Origin of the sequence: Stenotrophomonas maltophilia (genome assembly GCF_003970865.1) — a bacterium.
GTDB classification, from domain to species: domain Bacteria; phylum Pseudomonadota; class Gammaproteobacteria; order Xanthomonadales; family Xanthomonadaceae; genus Stenotrophomonas; species Stenotrophomonas maltophilia_AR.
The window spans coordinates 70,652-86,597 of the sequence record NZ_RXLZ01000006.1 but is presented as its reverse complement, the minus strand read 5'-3'; the positions used below and the strand labels follow the sequence as shown (position 1 = coordinate 86,597).

The window sequence follows — 15,946 nt, the reverse complement described above, 5'->3', positions numbered from 1 at the left end:
CCGTCTCCTGTACCGAATGTCAGTTGCCGCTGCCGAGGTCGAGCTGAGCGACCGCGACGCTGCGGATGGGAGCCCGCATCACCCACTTGTAAAGCGTGGCGGTGCCGGGCAGGAAGGGATGGCTTGCGTAGTCGTAGCTGACTGTCACGGTCATGCACTGGGCGCTGGCCAGTCCGGCGCAGGGGGCCTGCGCGGAGACCAGAATGGCGTTGCTTCCACCATTACTGCAGTCGACCGGCTGACCCGAGAAGTTCAGCAGCCACTGCATCGAACTGCGTGCCGCAACGCAGGCGGCCGTACGGCGTTCGTTGGCGCTGCCATAGCGCAGCGATGCACGCGCACCCTCGGCCGAGGCGGTTGCCAGCGTCTGCTGGGCCGCCATGATCATCACGCCGGAGAACGTGAACAGCAGCAGTGGCAGCAGGCCTAGCATCAACATCAGCGCGAACTCGATGCTGGCCACGCCACGTTGCCGGCGTGGATGGTGGATGTTCATGCCACACCTCCGTACGTGCTGATGAGGACCCAGCCGATGGCGGATACCGCCAGGTAGGCGGCGTAGGGAATGCCTTGGCGTCCCTGGCGGGCGCCCTGCATCCCGCGCAGCGCCGGGTGCGAATGCCATTGCGAACTTGCCCGATGCATATGGGCTTGAAGACCGATGGGCAGTACTGGACCCAACCGGCGTGACACCAGCACCAGTGCGGCATGTGCGCCTGCTGCGAGGCTGGCCGCGATCCAGATCGGCAGCAGTGCCTGCCAGCCCAGCATCAATCCCAGTACCGAAAAGAACTTGACGTCGCCGGCGCCCATCCAGCGCACCGCATGGAAAGGCAGCAATGCGACCAGGCCGAGTGCCGCGCCGGCAACGTGGGAAGCCCACGGCAGGCGCGGCGCGTTGAACTGTCCGGCGATGAGCACGACAACGGTGATCGCGCATGCGGACAGCAGCCAGGCGTTGGGCACCCGACGGGCGTACAGATCGCTGATCGCGATCCGCAGGCACACACCGATGGCCAGCAATCCCAGCAGTGTCATCACACACCCCATCGTCCGTCAGTGGACGGTCAGCCGCTGCCTTCTGCAATGAGCCGCAAGCGCAGCCGACGGCTGCGCGCGGTCCCGGTCAGTTCCCGCCGGCAGGCGGTGCTGCACTGCCGGAGGCCTTGGTGGCCAGTGCGGAGAGATTGGTGAACAAGGTCTCGAAGAAGGACTTGATCTGCGCATTGCCGACCGCGATCAGGATGCCGGCAATCACAGCCGCCAGCAGGCCGTACTCGAGTGCGGTAACGCCATCTTCTTCCTTCAGGAACTTGCGGATCGATGCGTTCATGACGTTTGTCTCCCTCTACCTGTCTGCTACAGGACACCTGTTGGGCGGTGGCCCGGCTCCGCCGGGATCGTCCGTGGACCTCCGCACGTCCTGGCGGAGGAGGCACGGCGGGATGGACCCGCTGTGCTCAAGCAGGGTGATCGTTTCCAGGCGGGACGCCGTTCGCACAACCGCGACCGCGCGGCGCGGGGCCGGTGGTCGACGTGTCGAGCGATACGTGCATGGTCATGCTGTCCCCCTGGGTGCGGTCATTATCAAAGACCGGATCACCGTGTTATCGACTTTGCCTGAATGGCGGCCGGCTGCAACCGGAACCTATATGCAAATTCGGCAGAATCCCTTCGCTCCTTAATTTTTAAGCCGGGTTCTGTGACGGAAATCCGTTCGCTCGCACAACGATTCATCGACGTGCAGATAATGTGATTTGAGCTTTAAGCTGCATGCGAAAACCGTGCCAAAAGCGACAACCTGGTTTTCACTTCTGTATCCATCTTATTCAACGCGGTGCAGATGTTTACCCCGTTGAATTATCGGGCATACTCGTATTCAAGTACTCGCGTTTCTTTGGGGTGTGCACGTTGGCGGCGCGCATCCCGGTGATGGAAGAGATTCCATGAGAGGTGCGTGCCCTGTCAGGCAGTGGGGGCCGTATCGCACGACAGATAATCGGGGGGATGACACTGTCATGGTCGATGGTGGGGTAGGAGACAGCGACGACAGCGGCCTGCGGTCGATCGACCTGGCGACGCTGAGCGGCGTGCTTCGTGTATGTGATGTCGAACTGCTTCTGCTCGATGGCAATGGGCCGCGGGCGGCCTTCGCTTCACGCGTGCACGAGGAGGCGTTGTTCTGCAGCATCAGCTGTGGATTCCATTGCCGTGGACGTTTCATGCTGCCGCCGGACTGGGCGATGCTGGGGTATCTGCATGCGACCGATGAGACCCTGAGCTGGTGCCATGGCGTACCGCTTGCACCTGGGATGGCGTTGACCGTGATGCCCGAGGGCATCAGCGAGTTCACCCTGAGCCCGGGCACGCACATGACCCTGATGCTGGTACCGGTGGCACGGGTGCAGCGCAAGCTGACCGAACTGAGCCTGCGCAGCACGCCGCCGGCTGGACAGGCGCTTTCACTGTTCAACCTGGCCAGCGAGGCCGCCCCGCTGGCACAGCACTACCAGCAGCTGCATCTGCAGCTGGGCCAGGGCACAGGCCTGCAGCCGGAACAAACCGAGCGGCTGCTGCACGAACACGTGCAGGCACTGCTGGGTGCGGGTTCCGCCGATCGCCCGGGTTGCAGCCGTGCGCGGCGCACGCATTATCTGATCGCGCAGCGGGCGGAAAATTTCATGCGCCTCAACCTGCGCCGCAATATCTACATGAATGAGATCTGCGATGCGGCCGGTGTCAGCGAGCGTGGGCTGCGCTACGCGTTCGAGGATCTGTTCGGTACGTCGCCCAATCGTTACCTGTCGATGCTGCGCCTGTGCGCGGCCTGCCGCAGCCTGTCGATGGCCGATTCCAGCCGCCGTTCGGTCAAGGCCATCGCCCTCAGTTGCGGCCTGTGGGACCTGTCGCGTTTCGCCGACAACTACCGCAAGGTCTTCGGCGAACTGCCGCGCGACACCCTGATGCGCGCGCCCGCGCAGATCGGCCAGCCCGCCTGATCCAGGCCCCGTAAGGGTTTCCCGGCAGTTCCTGCCGGAATTGCATATCCGCTTGCCGATATGGTTGCCGCTTCTGCATAACCGGCTGCCGATTCCGACCGTGGATTTGCCGGAATGCGCGATTGCCGTGCCGGAATGAAGTGCGCAGCCGCCGTTGCAAACGCTGAAATGTCAGTCACCTGCCTAACGGCAAGTCCACTGACATTCCAGTTGTTCGCCTACGGGGGAAATGCTCATGAACCGCATCTACCGGCGTGTATGGAACCGCCAGCTCAATGCTCTGGTTGTGGCCTCGGAACTGGCCACCGGCGACAGCGGCGGCAGCGCCGCCCGCGATCCGCGCAGTGCCCTGCTGATGCCGACCGCACTGGCCCTGGCCCTGCTGTGCGCGCTGGCCAGCGGGCATGCAGGAGCATCCGAATCCAATCAGTCTCTACGTGACCTGCAGGCACTGGCCGCGAAGTATGCGCAGCCGATGCCGGTCAAGGTCGACGCGGAAGTAGCGCTGGCCGCCGCATCGCGCCAGGCGCAGAGCAGTCCGGCGATCAGCGCTGATGCGCGTGTTGGCCTGCAGCTGAGTACCAACGCGCTGCCGATCGTGCGCGACGTGCTTCCGGCCACTGTGCAGGTGAAGCTGGCGGCAAATGCCGCGCCGAAGCAGGTCGCGGTTCCTGCGCTGACCGCCGATGTCCGCGCCAATGTCGGGTTGGGGCACGCAGCGTCCAATGCGGCGAAGATTGATGCCTCGCTGGCGGCCAACGTTGCGCCGTCCGCGCATGCGCCGCTCGGTGTGGCTGCGGATGCGCAGGCGAAGGCCGGGGTTGGCATCGTCGGTGCCCAGGTGGCCTCGATCAACACCAGTGCCAAGGCGGCCGCCGCTGTTGCTGGCTCGCTGTCCGGCCTGAAGGCGTCCGTTGACGGCAAGGTGGATTCGCAGCTGAAGCTGGCGGGCCACCAGATCGACGGTCAGGGGCAGGTCAAGGCGACGGCGGCGGTCACGCTGCCGGCCAAGGAGGAGCTGCCGGGCGAGACCCATGATCGCGCGATCACCGCAGCTTTCGATACCGGTGTTGCCGGCAAGGTGCGCGTGCAGGCGCCGGATGGCCAGGAAGTCGTGGCCGACCGCAATCTGAAGCTGGCCGGCCAAGCGACCGTGGCAGCGCAGAACAGCGCGCTGGGCGTCGGTGGCCTGGTGGGTGGCGTTGTCGGCGCGGCAGGTGGCGCCGTGGGTGGCGTGCTTGATGGCACCGTCAGCAACACGGTCGGTGCGGTCGGCGGCGCCGTGCACGGTACTGTTGGAACGGTGGGCGGCGCAGTGGGCAGCACGCTCAACGGCGCAGTTGGCACGGTTGGCGGTGTTGTAGGCGGCGCGCTCAACGGCACTGTTGGAACTGTCGGCAGTGCAGTCGGCGGCGCACTCAATGGTGCAGTTGGCACGGTGGGTGCAGTCGGCGGCACCGTGGGTGGCGCACTCAACGGCACGGTCGGTTCGGTCGGCAGCGCAGTCGGCGGCGCACTCAACGGTGCGGTTGGCACGGTGGGTGCAGTCGGCGGTACCGTGGGTGGTGCGCTCAACGGCACGGTCGGTTCGGTCGGCAGCACCGTCGGCGGCGCACTCAACGGCGCGGTCGGCACGGTGGGTGCAGTTGGTGGCGCCGTGGGCGGCACGCTCAACAATACAGTGGGTGCGGTGGGCAGCACCGTCGGCGGTGTACTCAATGGCGCTACAGGTGGCAGCACCGGCGGCCTCGGTGGTCTGCTGGGCGATACGCTTGGCAATGTCGGCGGCGCCGTCGGCAACCTGCTCAATGGCAACCTCAACGGCACCATCGGCAATCTCGGCAGTGCCGTAGGCGGCCTGGTCGGTGGCACGCTCGGCGGCCTCGGCCTGACCAAGCCCTCGGCGATCCCGCCGACCAGCCCGAAGGCGCCGGCTCCGGCCGATCCGAACGCGGGCCTGATCATCGGCACCGGCGGCCTGGTCGGCAATGTCGGGCAGCTGATCGGCCCGACCACCACCAGCCTGTTCGGTGGCAACGGCTACCTGAGCAACGGCAACCTCAAGCTCAGCAACGCAAACGTGATGCAGACCTACTCGACGGTCAATGTGCTGGGCCTGCCGTTGGTCAACCTGTCGCCGGTCGGCAGCACCCTCAATGGTCTCGGTGGCGCCGTCACCGGCGGCAGCTCGCACCTGACCCTGATCGGTGGTGTCACCTCCGACAGCTACATCTACAACATCAACAACGGCAATCCGGGTGGCCTGCTGGGCCTGCTGCTGCCGAAGGACTCGCCGGCGTGGGCCGCCAAGTGCCTGGACATCGCCCTGGCCGACATTTCCTGCTGGGCCGTCAACGCCGCGCAGGACTACCAGGTGCTGATGGGCGACGGCGCCTTCGCCAACGGTTCGAAGGAAGTGGTGATCGGTGCCAATGCACGGCACGAACTGCCGAAGGTCGATGCCAACGTGGCCTTCCCGGGTGCAGGCACCAATGACCCGAGCAACCCCACTGGCGTGCCGACCGCCGACTACGCTGCGCGCATGGGCCATTCGGTGATCGTCGGTGACAGCGCGGTGGGTACCGCCAACGGGCAGACCCTGCTCGGTGCCGAGGCCACCTCGAACCAGGCCAACTCGGTCGCACTGGGCTACCGCTCGGCCGCGCTGCGCGGTGCCCAGGCCAGCTACAGCGCCTATGGCCTCACTGCGCCGCAGGTCTCGGCCGGTGAAGTGTCGGTGGGTACCGCCGGTGGCGGCGAGCGTCAGATCACCAACGTCGCGGCGGGTAGTGTCAATACCGATGCGGTCAACGTGGCCCAGTTGAAGGGCGCGATCAGCCTGATCAACGGCGTGGCCGATGCCGCAGTGACCTATGACCTGGACGGTGCCGGCAACCCGAACTATCGCCGTGTCACGCTCGGGGCGGGCACTGGCACCACCACCATCGGCAACCTGGCCGGCGGTGCAGTCACGGCCGGCAGCCTGGAAGCGGTCAATGGCGGCCAGCTGGCGGCGACCAATGCGGCCATCGCCAGCTTCTTCGGCGGCCGTGCAGCGTTTGATCCGGCCAGTGGCGCCTTCACCGCGCCGCTGTTCGAGATCAGCACCATCTCCACCGGTGGCGCCATTGCCAAGGGCTTGTATACCAACGCCACCGATGCGTTCGCGGCGGTCGACGGCTCGCTGGTCAACCTCAATACGCAGATCACCGATATCCGCAACGGTGGCACCAAGTACCTGCGGGTGAACTCGACCGGTACCGAGGCACTGGCCAGCGGCGCCGACTCGATTGCAGTCGGTACCAACGCCCGCGCAACCGCCGCCAACAGCATCGCGGTTGGCGCCGGCAGCTTGGCCGACCGTGCCAACAGCGTGTCCATCGGTGCCGCCGGTGCAGAACGCCAAGTCACCAACATGGCGGCCGGTACCGCAGCGACCGATGCGGTCAACCTGGGTCAGCTGCAGGCCTCGGAGCAGGGCGCCCTGCGCTATGACCTCAACGGCGACGGCAGCGTCAACTACGCCAGTGCCACGCTCGGCCAGACCGGCACCGCCACCACGCTGCGCAACCTCGGCCCGGGCCAGGTCAGTGCCACCAGCAGTGAGGCCATCAACGGAGCCCAGCTGTTTGCTGCCAACCAGGCCGTGGCCACTCATCTGGGTGGTGGCGCGGCGGTCAACGCCAGCGGCGTACTGACCGCACCGACGTACTCGATCAACAACGTCGCCGCCAACGGCACCGTGACCAAGGGCAGCTACAACGACGTCGGTACCGCCTTCGATGCGGTCAGCAACTCGCTGGCCAACGTCGCCGACCAGACCGGCGAGATCGACAAGCTTGCCGTGAAGTACGACGTCGACGGCAGCGGCAACGTGCTCAACAGCGTGACGCTGACGGGCACCGGCACCGGCGCGGTGAAGATCACCAACGTCGCCGCCGGCAGCATCCTGGCCGGCAGCAGCGATGCCATCACCGGCGACCAGCTGTTCAACACGAACAGCACCATCGCCAACTACTTCGGTGGCACCACCGCCTACAACGGCACCACCAACGTGTGGACCGCGCCGAAGTTCAGCATCTCCAGCATCGCCACCGATGGCACCTTCACCAGCGGCGACTACAACAACGTCACCGCCGCCTTCACTGCCGTTGACGGCTCGCTGAAGGTCCTCAACCAGCGCATCACCAACGGTGGCGGTGGCAGTGCCTACCTGGCGGTGAACTCGACGGCAGCGGCTGCAACGGCTGCCGGTGCGGAAGCGGTGGCGGTCGGGCCGCAGGCCAGTGCAGCCGGTGCCAACAGCGTGGCGGTCGGCAACGGCGCCAGCGCCAGCGCCGGCAACAGCGTGGCGCTGGGTGCCGGTTCGGTGGCCAGCGTTGGCGCCCAGAGCGGCTATACCGGCGCGTACGGGCAGACCGGCGCCAGCAACTCGGCCGGTGAGGTGTCCATCGGCAGCACTGGCAGCGAGCGCAAGATCACCCATGTCGCCGACGGCTCCGATACGTACGACGCAACCAATGTCGGCCAGCTGAAGAACGGCGTGAACTACGCCATCGACGAGTCGAAGAAGTACACCGACCAGAAGATCCAGAACATCACCAACGTGGCCGGCAGCTTCCGCGCCAACAACACCAACAACCTGGCCGATCCGTCCGCCAGCGGTGCCAACTCGGCCGCAGGTGGCGCAGGCTCCACTGCCGCCGGTGCCAACTCGACTGCGCTGGGCAATGGTTCGCAGGCGCAGGCCGACAACTCGGTGGCGCTGGGTGCGGGTTCGGTGGCGAATCGGGCCAACACGGTCTCGGTCGGTGCCGCCGGTGCCGAACGCCAGGTGGTCAACGTGGCCGACGGTTCGCAGGCCACCGATGCGGTCAACGTGCGCCAGCTGCAGGCCTCGCAGCAGGGCACGATCCGCTACGACACCACGGTGAACGGTGCGACCAACTACAACAGCGTCACCTTGGGCAGCACCAACAGCGGCCCGACCACGGTGCGCAACGTCGCCGCCGGCACCGCCGGTACCGACGCGGTCAACGTGGACCAGCTGAAGTCGGGCATGGCGCAGACCCTGGATTGGTCGAAGGCCTACACCGACGAGCGCATGGGCGGCTTCGAGCGTGACCTGCGCAAGACCGACAACCGCGCTTCGGCCGGTATCGCGTCGGCGATGGCCACCGCAGCGCTGCCGCAGCCCAGCGAAGCGGGCCGCAGCATGGCCTCGGTCGCCGCCGGCAGCTACAACGGCGAGTCGGGCGTGGCAGTCGGTATCTCCGGTGTCTCCGAGGGAGGGCGCTGGATCTACAAGTTCAGCGGCTCCACCAACAGCCGAGGCGAGGCCGGTGTGGCCGTCGGTGCCGGCATCCAGTGGTGATCCCCGCCGCCGGGCCGCACGCGCGGCCCGGCATCGCGGAAACGTCCAAAGGGGGAATGACATGAAACAGCATCGCATCGCCCGCACCGGCCAGATGGCCGCAGTGCTGGGCCTGGTCCTGGGAATGGGCCTGTTGGCCGCCTGCCGCAGCCATGCGCCGGCCGCCGACGGTCCTGCCGAAACCACCGCCGTGCAGTTCCCGGAGGCCTCGAAGGCCTCGTTGAAGGAAGGCATCTATCCCGACGTCGCCGACCTGCGCCGCTTCGCGCCGGGCATGAGCAAGCGGCAGCTGTATACCTTGCTGGGCACGCCGCACTTCAACGAAGGCATGTGGGGCGTGCGCGAGTGGAACTACCTGTTCAACTTCCGCACCGCGCAGGGGGCCGAATACTTCACCTGCCAGTTCCAGGTGCGCTTCGACAGCAAGGGCATCGCCCAGGGTGGCTACTGGAAGCCTGAATCATGTGCGGCGGTGCTGGACCCGCCGCGGCCGCCGGCCCCGCCCGCACCGGCGCCGCTGCCGGAGCAGCCGCTGCGCCTGTCGGCCGACGCGCTGTTCGGCTTCGACAGCGCGGTGCTCAGCGCCGAAGGCCAGCAGGCGGTGCAGGGCGTGCTGGCGCAGGTGCGCGAAGCCAGCCAGGTGCAGTCGATCCGGGTGACCGGGTACACCGACCGTATCGGCAGTGCCAGCTACAACCAGACCCTGTCGCAGCGACGTGCCGAGGCCGTGCGCAGCGCGCTGGTGCAGGGTGGGGTGCCTGCGGCCAGCATCAGCGCCGAAGGGCGGGGCGCAGCCGAGCCGATCGTGCAGTGCGAGCAGCGCAACCGTCGCGAGCTGATCGCCTGCCTGGCGCCGAACCGTCGCGTGCAGATCGCCGGAATGGCCCAGCCGCGCTGAGAGTCCCGCACCGGGGCCATGCCCCGGTATCCCGAGTCCCCCCTGACCGTCGGCAGGACGTGGTTACGTCTCCCCCGTTGACCACGCCTGCCGGCGGCTCAGGTTTTCCCTGGTGCACGCGATGAACGCTCAATTCCTGCCTCTTTCCATGAAGACGGAAACCACACTCAGCGTGTACGGTCAGCTCGGCAACCATGCGGTGGTGCGCATTCCCGGGCGGCGCCTGCCGGGGTTGATCCTGCAGGCAGACACCGTAGCCGGCTTCCTTGCCCAGTTGCAGGAAGCCCAGGCCTGCCTGCGCAGTGGCCGCGCACAGCGCACCGACGCCGAACTGGACATGCTGATTGACGTGCTGCAGCAGTGGTATGCGCTGATTGAATCGCGCCTGGCCGACGCCGGCGAGGCGCTGTAGGAGAAAAAGGGGACGGAGGGGATTAAGTCGTTCTTGCCCCGGCTGTGCCGGAAACGACTTAATCCCCTCCGTCCCCTTTTTTGTATCAGGCGAGGGCGCGTACCAGCCAGCAGGCTGCGTCCACGCGCACACGGTCGCCCCCGATGAACGGGGTGAATGCCGCTACTGCCTTGTTCCGGAGCGAGGTGGCCCGGTCTTCGGGCAGGTTGCGCAGCGCCAGGCCCAAAGGGCCCAGCTGGCCAACGTAGGTTGGCAGCGCATCGCGGGCGATCGAGCACGGCAGGTCCACCGCAACCATCTCCACATCCTTCCAACCGGCGGCCTGCAGCAGGCGCTGCACGCGCTGGCCATCGGCAAAGGCAAACTGGCCGGGTGCTCCTGGCGCGCGTGGGGGTAGATCGAGTTCATCGCCAATGGCGCGTTCGGCCGTTGTCATGAACGGGTTCTCCGCTGCGCTGCGCCAGGCGATGAAACGCAGGCCGGCACCTGGCCGCGCGGCGCGGTGCAGGTTGGCGAAGGCGGCCTCGGTATCTTCGAAGAACATCACGCCCAAACGAGATTGGATCCAGTCGAAGTGCGCGGTGGGCAACGGATGCTGCTGTGCGTCGGCGACGATGAAGTCTGCGTCCAGTCCTGCCGCCTCGGCGCGCTGGCGGGCCAGCGCCAGCATCGGCGCGGAGATGTCCAGGCCGGTGCAGTGCGCCGACGGGCGTGCGGCGGCTGATGCCAGCAGGCTGGCACCGGTACCGCAGCCTACATCCAGCAGTTGCGTGACGGTGTCGGGCAGTTCGTCGACCAGCAGGTCGGCCAGGGGTTGGAACAGGCCGTCGAGGATGGCCTGCTGCGCAACCCAGATCTGACCGCCGGGGCCGTTCCACAGGGCGCTCTGATCAACGGGGGGTGTACTGGTCATGGTCTTGCCTTGCGGGGAAGTCGCCCATAGGTTGGCGCTTGAAGGTCACTTGAGGTCAAGCCCGTGCGTGAACTGGATATCGGCGAGGTGGTCAAGCGCAGTGGCGTGCCGGCCTCGACCCTGCGCTACTACGAACAGCTTGGGCTGCTGCAGGCCCTTGGCCGTCGCGGCCTGCGCCGGCAGTACGACGAGCAGGTGCTGGAACGGCTGGCGCTGATCGGTCTTGGCCAGGCGGCCGGGTTGTCGCTGCAGCAGATCGGGGCATCGCTGCCGCCGCAGCGTGGGTGCATCTCGCTGGACCGTGAGGCGCTGCTGGCACAGGCCGATGCGCTGCAGCGGCAGATCACCCAGCTGCAGCGGGTGCGCCGGCATCTGCAGCGCGCGGCGGCCTGCCCGGAAGCGCAGGACGCGCGGCAGTGCGGTTCATTCCGCAAGCTGCTGCGGGCACAGCAGCGCATGGCGGGCGGGTGAGAGAAGCGCATCCACGCCATGCGAGGATGAATCAATCGCGGGTACTGACTTCCCAGGTGGCATGCAGCACGCCCGGCACGTGCTCCATCCGCGCCAGCACCACGTCCAGCTCATCGGCACTCACGGCGGTACTGACCAGCACCGCGATCACATCGGTGGGTGCATCGGCATGCTCGACCACCTGCACATCACCGACCGGATACTGCGCGGCTTCCAGCGCATCGACCAGGCGCTCGCGCACCCGCGGCACCGCTTCGGCATCCACGCTCAGGCGCACTTCGTAGGTGGCTTCCGTGGCGGTCTCATTGATCGGAATGCGGTTGATCGCATTCACCAGCGGCCGCAGCAGGGTGTTGCCGGCGATGATCAGTACGGTCAGCAGCACGCCTTCGGCCAGCATGTCCGCGCCGGTGCAGCTGCCCACCGCCGCCGAGCACCACAGGGTGGCGGCGGTGTTGAGGCCGCGCACGTTCATGCCTTCCTTCATGATCACGCCGGCGCCGAGGAAGCCGACGCCGGAGACCACGTAGGAGATCACCCGTACCGCCTCGGCGCTGCCGGCGATGCGCATGCCCAGGTCGACGAAGGCGGCGGCGCCGACGGCCACCAGCACGTTGGTGCGCAGGCCGGCGGTGCGTTGCCGGTACTGGCGCTCGGCGCCGATCAGCGTGCCCAGCACGAAGGCGGCCAGCAGGCTCACCACGGTGTCGGCGAAAGGACCGGCCTGGAAGGTCTCAATGAAGCGCATGGCCGGAGTCTACCCGGTCGAGGTGACAGTAGATCCACGCCATGCGTGGATTTCGAAGGTGCCAGAAACGACTTAATCCCCTCCGTCCCCTTTTTGCTGGATCAGTCGGTGTCCTCGACGCGCTCGCCCATCAGTTCGCGCTGGCGCTTGTCCAGTTCCTCGGCGTAGCGCTTGCGTACGAAGGCTTCGGAAACCACGCCCAGCACCTGGCCGTCGGCGGTGACCACGGCCAGTTCGTCGGCCTGGGTCTGGTCGAAGCGCTGCATCACGCTGACCACGTCCGCGGCTGGCAACAGCGATACGTCCCGGTTCTCGGCCAGCTCGCCGATCGTGGTCTCCGGCTTCACGCCGTCGCCGTAGACGCGCGGAATCTGCACGATGCCGGCGTAGTGGCCTTCGCTGTCGATCAGGATCACCCGGCTGCCCGAGCCCAGCGGGAAGCGCTGGCGGAACGCGGCGGCATCGAGTTCGGCCGGAGCGGTGGCCACGCCCTTGCGCATCAGCCGGCCGGCGTTGAGGTTCTGCACCCAGCCCACGTCGCGGGCACTCTTGATGGTCTCGCCGCGCAGGTGCATGCGCCAGGTCGAGAACGAGTAACCGAACCACTGCCGTACCAGCGTGCTGGAGACCAGCACCGCGCTCATCACCACGCTGGTCAGCAGGAAGTCGTGGGTGCCTTCCAGCACCAGCATGGCCATGGTCATCGGCGCGCCGACCACCGCTGCGGCCAGCGCCGCCATGCCGGCCAGTGCGGCGGAGGTGGCGTCGATCACCGGCACGCCGGTGGCCATCGCCAACAGGCCGGCGAACAGGGCGCCGACCAGGGTGCCCATGAACAGCGAGGCGAAGAACAGGCCGCCACGGAAGCCGAAGCCCAACGAGATGCCCGAGGCCAGGCACTTCAGGGTCAGCAGGCCGCCGATCCAGATCAGTGGCAGGTGCGTGGTCAGGTCCAGGTGCAGGGCGCCATGGCCGGACGACAGCACCTGCGGGCTGGCCAGGGCCAGCGGAATCAGCAGCAGGCCGCCCACCACCGGCCGGCCCCACAGCGGCAACGGGCTGCGCTTGACCGTGCCCTCGATCGAGGCGATCAGCCGCATCACCGCGATGCCGACCATCGCGCAGCAGCAGCCGAGCAGGCCGTAGATGGCGTAGTCGGCGGCGCGGACATCAATCGTCGAGGCGGCGGGCAGCAGGTAGGCCTCGATCCCGGCCTGGTCGGCCACGAACGCGCCAGCCAGTGCAGCCACCGCCACCGGCGCCAGTGCGGCAGGGGTGTAGGCGCCGATGACGATCTCGAAGGCGTAGAACGCACCGGCCAGGGGCGCACCGAAGGCGGCGGCGATGGCACCGGCGGCACCGGCGCCGACCAGGATGCGCACATCGTTGCGGCGCAGGCGCATCACCCGGCCCAGCTGCGAACCGCTGCCGGCGCCCATCTGCGTATACGAAGCCTCCAGCCCGACCGAGGCGCCGCAGCCATTGGACAGCAGGGTCTGGGTCAGCACGATCAGGTTGTCGCGCATCGACATGCGGCCGCCATGCAGGGCATTGGCTTCCACCGCATCGAGCAGGGGGCGTTTGCGCCGGGTCGCGGCCAGGCTGACCAGGCCCACCAGCAGGCCACCCAACGGCAGCACCAGCAGCGCAGTCCAGGTCAGCGAGGGCAGGGAGCTGAGGCGCATGCCTTCATCCAGCCCGTACAGGGTGCCCTGCAGCCAGCGAGCGATGCCGGACTGCAGCAGGGTCAGGTAGCCGGCAAGCAGGCCGACCAGCAGGGCAAGCGCGATGAACCACAGATCACTGCCGCGCAGCCGCAGGCGCAGGCCCTGGAAGGCCGAATGCAGGCGCGATGGCGAAACAGGCAGTGACATGGTGGCGGCATGATACGCCGCCACCGTGATCGCCACCGTCACTGCATTGGGCGGTTACCGCCTCAGAAGCGGTAGCGGCCCTGCACGTAGAAGGTGCGCGGCGCGGCCACCATGCGGCCGGCATTGCCATCGACGTTGCGGGTGTACCAGCGCTTGTCGGCCAGGTTGTTCACGCCCAGCGCGATCTCGCTGTCGCCCAGTCCCGGCACCTGCCAGGCCACCTGTGCATTCCACAGGCGCACGCCCGGCACGCGGCCCACGCGCGCATCGGCGCTCTCGGCCCAGGTGTTGGCGGCGTCGGAGTACTGGCCGCTCTGGTGGGTGCTGGAGACATTGAAGGTCCAGCCGGCCAGCGCGTAGCGGGCGCCGACGCTGTCGGTGTCGCGCGAGTAGAAGGGCACGTCCAGGCCGCGATTGTCACCGGACTGCTGGATCGCCTTGGTCCAGGTGTAGTTGGCGTACAGCTCCAGCCCGGCCAGCGCACTGTCCTCGGCGAAGCGATACTCCAGTGCACTCTCCACACCCTTGTGGTCGGTGGCGCCGATGTTCTGGAAGGTCGGCGGGGTGATGCCCGGCACCTGCAGGATCTGGTTGTCGAAGCGCATCTTGAACACGGTCACTTCCGCGCGCAGTGCACCGTCCTGCCAGCGTGCGCCCAGCTCGGTGGTCTTTGCCACTTCCGGATTGAGCGGGTTGCTGGCGGTCTGCGAATTGAGCTGGATGTTCTGCACTGGCCCGAACGAGGTGGTGTAGTTGCCGAACACGGTCAGCTGCGGGGTCAGCAGGTAGGCGATGTTGAGCGAGGGCAGCGCCTTGTTGTTGCGGCTGCTGAAGGTCGCCGTGCCCCCGGCCTGGCGGCGGTCCATGTCGATCCACTCCATGCGCACGCCCGGGGTGATCCGCCACTGGCCGATCGCAACGCGGTCGTCGATGTAGAACGCGTGGGCGTCGGTGGCGTTGTCGAAGCGGGTGATGGCACTTTCCACACCGGTACGGCGCAGCACCGTGTAGCTGCGGTCGTTGCCGCGCTCGCGCAGGAAACGGTAGCCGGCGGTGATGTCATGCACGGTGCTGCCCCAGTGCAGCCGCTGGGTGTAGCGCGGTTCGATGCCGAGCACGCGGTAGTCGCGTGGCTGCACGGTCAACTGGGTATTGGCGGCATTGATCAGCGAACTGGCACGGCTGCTTTCGTTGTAATAGGCCAGCACCTCGAATTCACTGTTGGCCGACAGCGTGTTGGTGTAGCCCAGGTCGATGCCGGTGCGGTGACCCTTCCAGAAATCGGTGGGGCGGGTGTTCTGGAACGGATCGGCTTCGTACTGCGCGCGGGTCAGGCCGCCCGGGGTCAGTGAACGCACGTCGTAGTAGGACAGTTTGGCGCGCAGTTCCTGCTGTTCGTCGATGGCATAGGCGAACTTCAGCGCAAGGTCGTTGAAGCGGTCATCGCTGCCCTGGCGCCAGCCACGCCCGTCCTGGCCGGAGTACAGCAGGGCCGCGCCCAGGCCGTTGTCGCCGGTGCCGCCGAGGAAGGCGTTGTATTGGGTGCTGTCACCGCCGCCATGGTCGTAGGCGGTGTAGCGCACACCCGCTTCGCCGTGCAGGCCCGGACCGGTCGGAATGGCGCGGGTGCTGAAGTTGATGATGCCGCCCACGTTCTGTGGGCCGTAGCGCACCGCGCCGCCGCCGCGCACCACGTCGATCGATTCGATGTTGGACAGGCTGGTCGGTGCGAACGACAGCTGTGGCTGGCCATACGGCGCCACCGCCAGCGGTACGCCGTCCAGCAGTACGGTCGAGCGCGGCGAGTAGCGCCCGGTCAGGCCGCGCACGCCGATGTTCAACGAGACCGAGCTGCCGGCCGTGCCGGAGTTGTCGGTGACCTGCACGCCGGGGATGCGGCGCATGGCATCGCCGATGCTGGCCGCGCCGCTGGCCTCGATGCGCTGGCGGTCGACCACCGTGCGCGCGCCGGCGAAGCTCTTGACGCTGTCATGCAGGCCGGTGCCCAGCCAGCTGCCGGAAACCTGGATGCTGTCCAGCGTGGTGGCGCTGTCCTGGGCGAGGGCGCGGGTGGCCGGGAGCAGGCACAGGGCGAGGGCGGCGGCCAAGGGCAGGCGGGCCGGTTGCAGGACGTGAATGGGCATCGGTGCGGGTTGTGGAAGGTCGTAAATGAGAATTATTGCTGATTCCATTCGCCAATGGAATGCGCCTCCGATTCATGCCGATGCCCCGGTGGTAGAGTGGGCGATTGCTTCCT

12 protein-coding genes are annotated in these 15,946 nt (G+C 67.2%); 5 read left to right on the top strand and 7 right to left on the bottom strand.

From position 1 onward, the window contains the following. Positions 1-19: 19 nt before the first annotated feature. The 3 genes from EKL94_RS03440 to EKL94_RS03430 all read right to left on the bottom strand — a co-directional run bounded on the left by EKL94_RS03440 (position 20) and on the right by EKL94_RS03430 (position 1,333). Positions 20-496 (bottom strand): TadE/TadG family type IV pilus assembly protein, encoded by a 477-nt coding sequence (locus EKL94_RS03440; protein WP_126927986.1) that lies wholly within the window; start codon positions 494-496, stop codon positions 20-22. Then, complete coding sequence (locus EKL94_RS03435) at positions 493-1,038, bottom strand: A24 family peptidase (protein WP_126927985.1); 546 nt, start codon at positions 1,036-1,038, stop codon at positions 493-495. The genes EKL94_RS03440 and EKL94_RS03435 overlap by 4 nt, the downstream gene beginning before the upstream one ends. Positions 1,039-1,126: 88 nt before the next feature. After that, positions 1,127-1,333, bottom strand: coding sequence for a Flp family type IVb pilin (locus EKL94_RS03430; RefSeq protein WP_126927984.1), 207 nt, complete (start codon positions 1,331-1,333; stop codon positions 1,127-1,129). 685 nt (positions 1,334-2,018) lie between these two features. Here EKL94_RS03430 and EKL94_RS03425 point away from each other — a divergent pair. From EKL94_RS03425 to EKL94_RS03410, 4 genes are all read left to right on the top strand, one after another. Continuing rightward, positions 2,019-2,999 carry an AraC family transcriptional regulator gene (locus EKL94_RS03425; protein WP_126927983.1) on the top strand — a complete coding sequence of 327 codons (981 nt, stop codon included), beginning with the start codon at positions 2,019-2,021 and terminating at the stop codon, positions 2,997-2,999. Positions 3,000-3,234: 235 nt separating this feature from the next. Continuing rightward, positions 3,235-8,373 (top strand): ESPR-type extended signal peptide-containing protein, encoded by a 5,139-nt coding sequence (locus EKL94_RS03420; RefSeq protein ID WP_126927982.1) that lies wholly within the window; start codon positions 3,235-3,237, stop codon positions 8,371-8,373. Between the two features lie 61 nt (positions 8,374-8,434). Further along, positions 8,435-9,271, top strand: a complete 837-nt coding sequence (locus EKL94_RS03415) for an OmpA family protein (RefSeq protein ID WP_126927981.1) — start codon at positions 8,435-8,437, stop codon at positions 9,269-9,271. A 121-nt stretch (positions 9,272-9,392) separates the two neighbouring features. Continuing rightward, positions 9,393-9,683 (top strand): DUF6959 family protein, encoded by a 291-nt coding sequence (locus EKL94_RS03410; RefSeq protein ID WP_019659952.1) that lies wholly within the window; start codon positions 9,393-9,395, stop codon positions 9,681-9,683. 85 nt (positions 9,684-9,768) lie between these two features. Here EKL94_RS03410 and EKL94_RS03405 read toward each other — a convergent pair whose 3' ends face one another. Then, positions 9,769-10,596 carry a class I SAM-dependent methyltransferase gene (locus EKL94_RS03405; RefSeq protein ID WP_126927980.1) on the bottom strand — a complete coding sequence of 276 codons (828 nt, stop codon included), beginning with the start codon at positions 10,594-10,596 and terminating at the stop codon, positions 9,769-9,771. 63 nt (positions 10,597-10,659) lie between these two features. Here EKL94_RS03405 and EKL94_RS03400 point away from each other — a divergent pair, with 63 nt between their 5' ends. After that, positions 10,660-11,067: a MerR family transcriptional regulator gene (locus EKL94_RS03400; protein ID WP_126927979.1), complete on the top strand. Its 408-nt coding sequence runs from the start codon at positions 10,660-10,662 to the stop codon at positions 11,065-11,067. A 31-nt stretch (positions 11,068-11,098) separates the two neighbouring features. Here the strand turns inward: EKL94_RS03400 and EKL94_RS03395 are convergent, their stop codons facing one another. The 3 genes from EKL94_RS03395 to EKL94_RS03385 form a co-directional block, all read right to left on the bottom strand. After that, positions 11,099-11,815, bottom strand: coding sequence for an MgtC/SapB family protein (locus tag EKL94_RS03395; RefSeq protein ID WP_024957423.1), 717 nt, complete (start codon positions 11,813-11,815; stop codon positions 11,099-11,101). A gap of 101 nt (positions 11,816-11,916) precedes the next feature. Next, positions 11,917-13,689: a chloride channel protein gene (locus EKL94_RS03390; protein WP_260473369.1), complete on the bottom strand. Its 1,773-nt coding sequence runs from the start codon at positions 13,687-13,689 to the stop codon at positions 11,917-11,919. A gap of 62 nt (positions 13,690-13,751) precedes the next feature. Continuing rightward, positions 13,752-15,833: a TonB-dependent receptor family protein gene (locus EKL94_RS03385; RefSeq protein ID WP_126927977.1), complete on the bottom strand. Its 2,082-nt coding sequence runs from the start codon at positions 15,831-15,833 to the stop codon at positions 13,752-13,754. Positions 15,834-15,946 lie beyond the last annotated feature (113 nt).

Coding starts and splice junctions, on each gene's coding strand:
- EKL94_RS03415 (WP_126927981.1), top strand. CDS start 8,435: ATGAAACAGCATCGCATCGCCCGCACCGGCCAGATGGCCGCAGTGCTG.
- EKL94_RS03435 (WP_126927985.1), bottom strand. CDS start 1,038: ATGACACTGCTGGGATTGCTGGCCATCGGTGTGTGCCTGCGGATCGCG.
- EKL94_RS03395 (WP_024957423.1), bottom strand. CDS start 11,815: ATGCGCTTCATTGAGACCTTCCAGGCCGGTCCTTTCGCCGACACCGTG.
- EKL94_RS03410 (WP_019659952.1), top strand. CDS start 9,393: ATGAACGCTCAATTCCTGCCTCTTTCCATGAAGACGGAAACCACACTC.
- EKL94_RS03425 (WP_126927983.1), top strand. CDS start 2,019: ATGGTCGATGGTGGGGTAGGAGACAGCGACGACAGCGGCCTGCGGTCG.
- EKL94_RS03385 (WP_126927977.1), bottom strand. CDS start 15,833: ATGCCCATTCACGTCCTGCAACCGGCCCGCCTGCCCTTGGCCGCCGCC.
- EKL94_RS03390 (WP_260473369.1), bottom strand. CDS start 13,689: ATGTCACTGCCTGTTTCGCCATCGCGCCTGCATTCGGCCTTCCAGGGC.
- EKL94_RS03405 (WP_126927980.1), bottom strand. CDS start 10,596: ATGACCAGTACACCCCCCGTTGATCAGAGCGCCCTGTGGAACGGCCCC.
- EKL94_RS03430 (WP_126927984.1), bottom strand. CDS start 1,333: ATGAACGCATCGATCCGCAAGTTCCTGAAGGAAGAAGATGGCGTTACC.
- EKL94_RS03420 (WP_126927982.1), top strand. CDS start 3,235: ATGAACCGCATCTACCGGCGTGTATGGAACCGCCAGCTCAATGCTCTG.
- EKL94_RS03440 (WP_126927986.1), bottom strand. CDS start 496: ATGAACATCCACCATCCACGCCGGCAACGTGGCGTGGCCAGCATCGAG.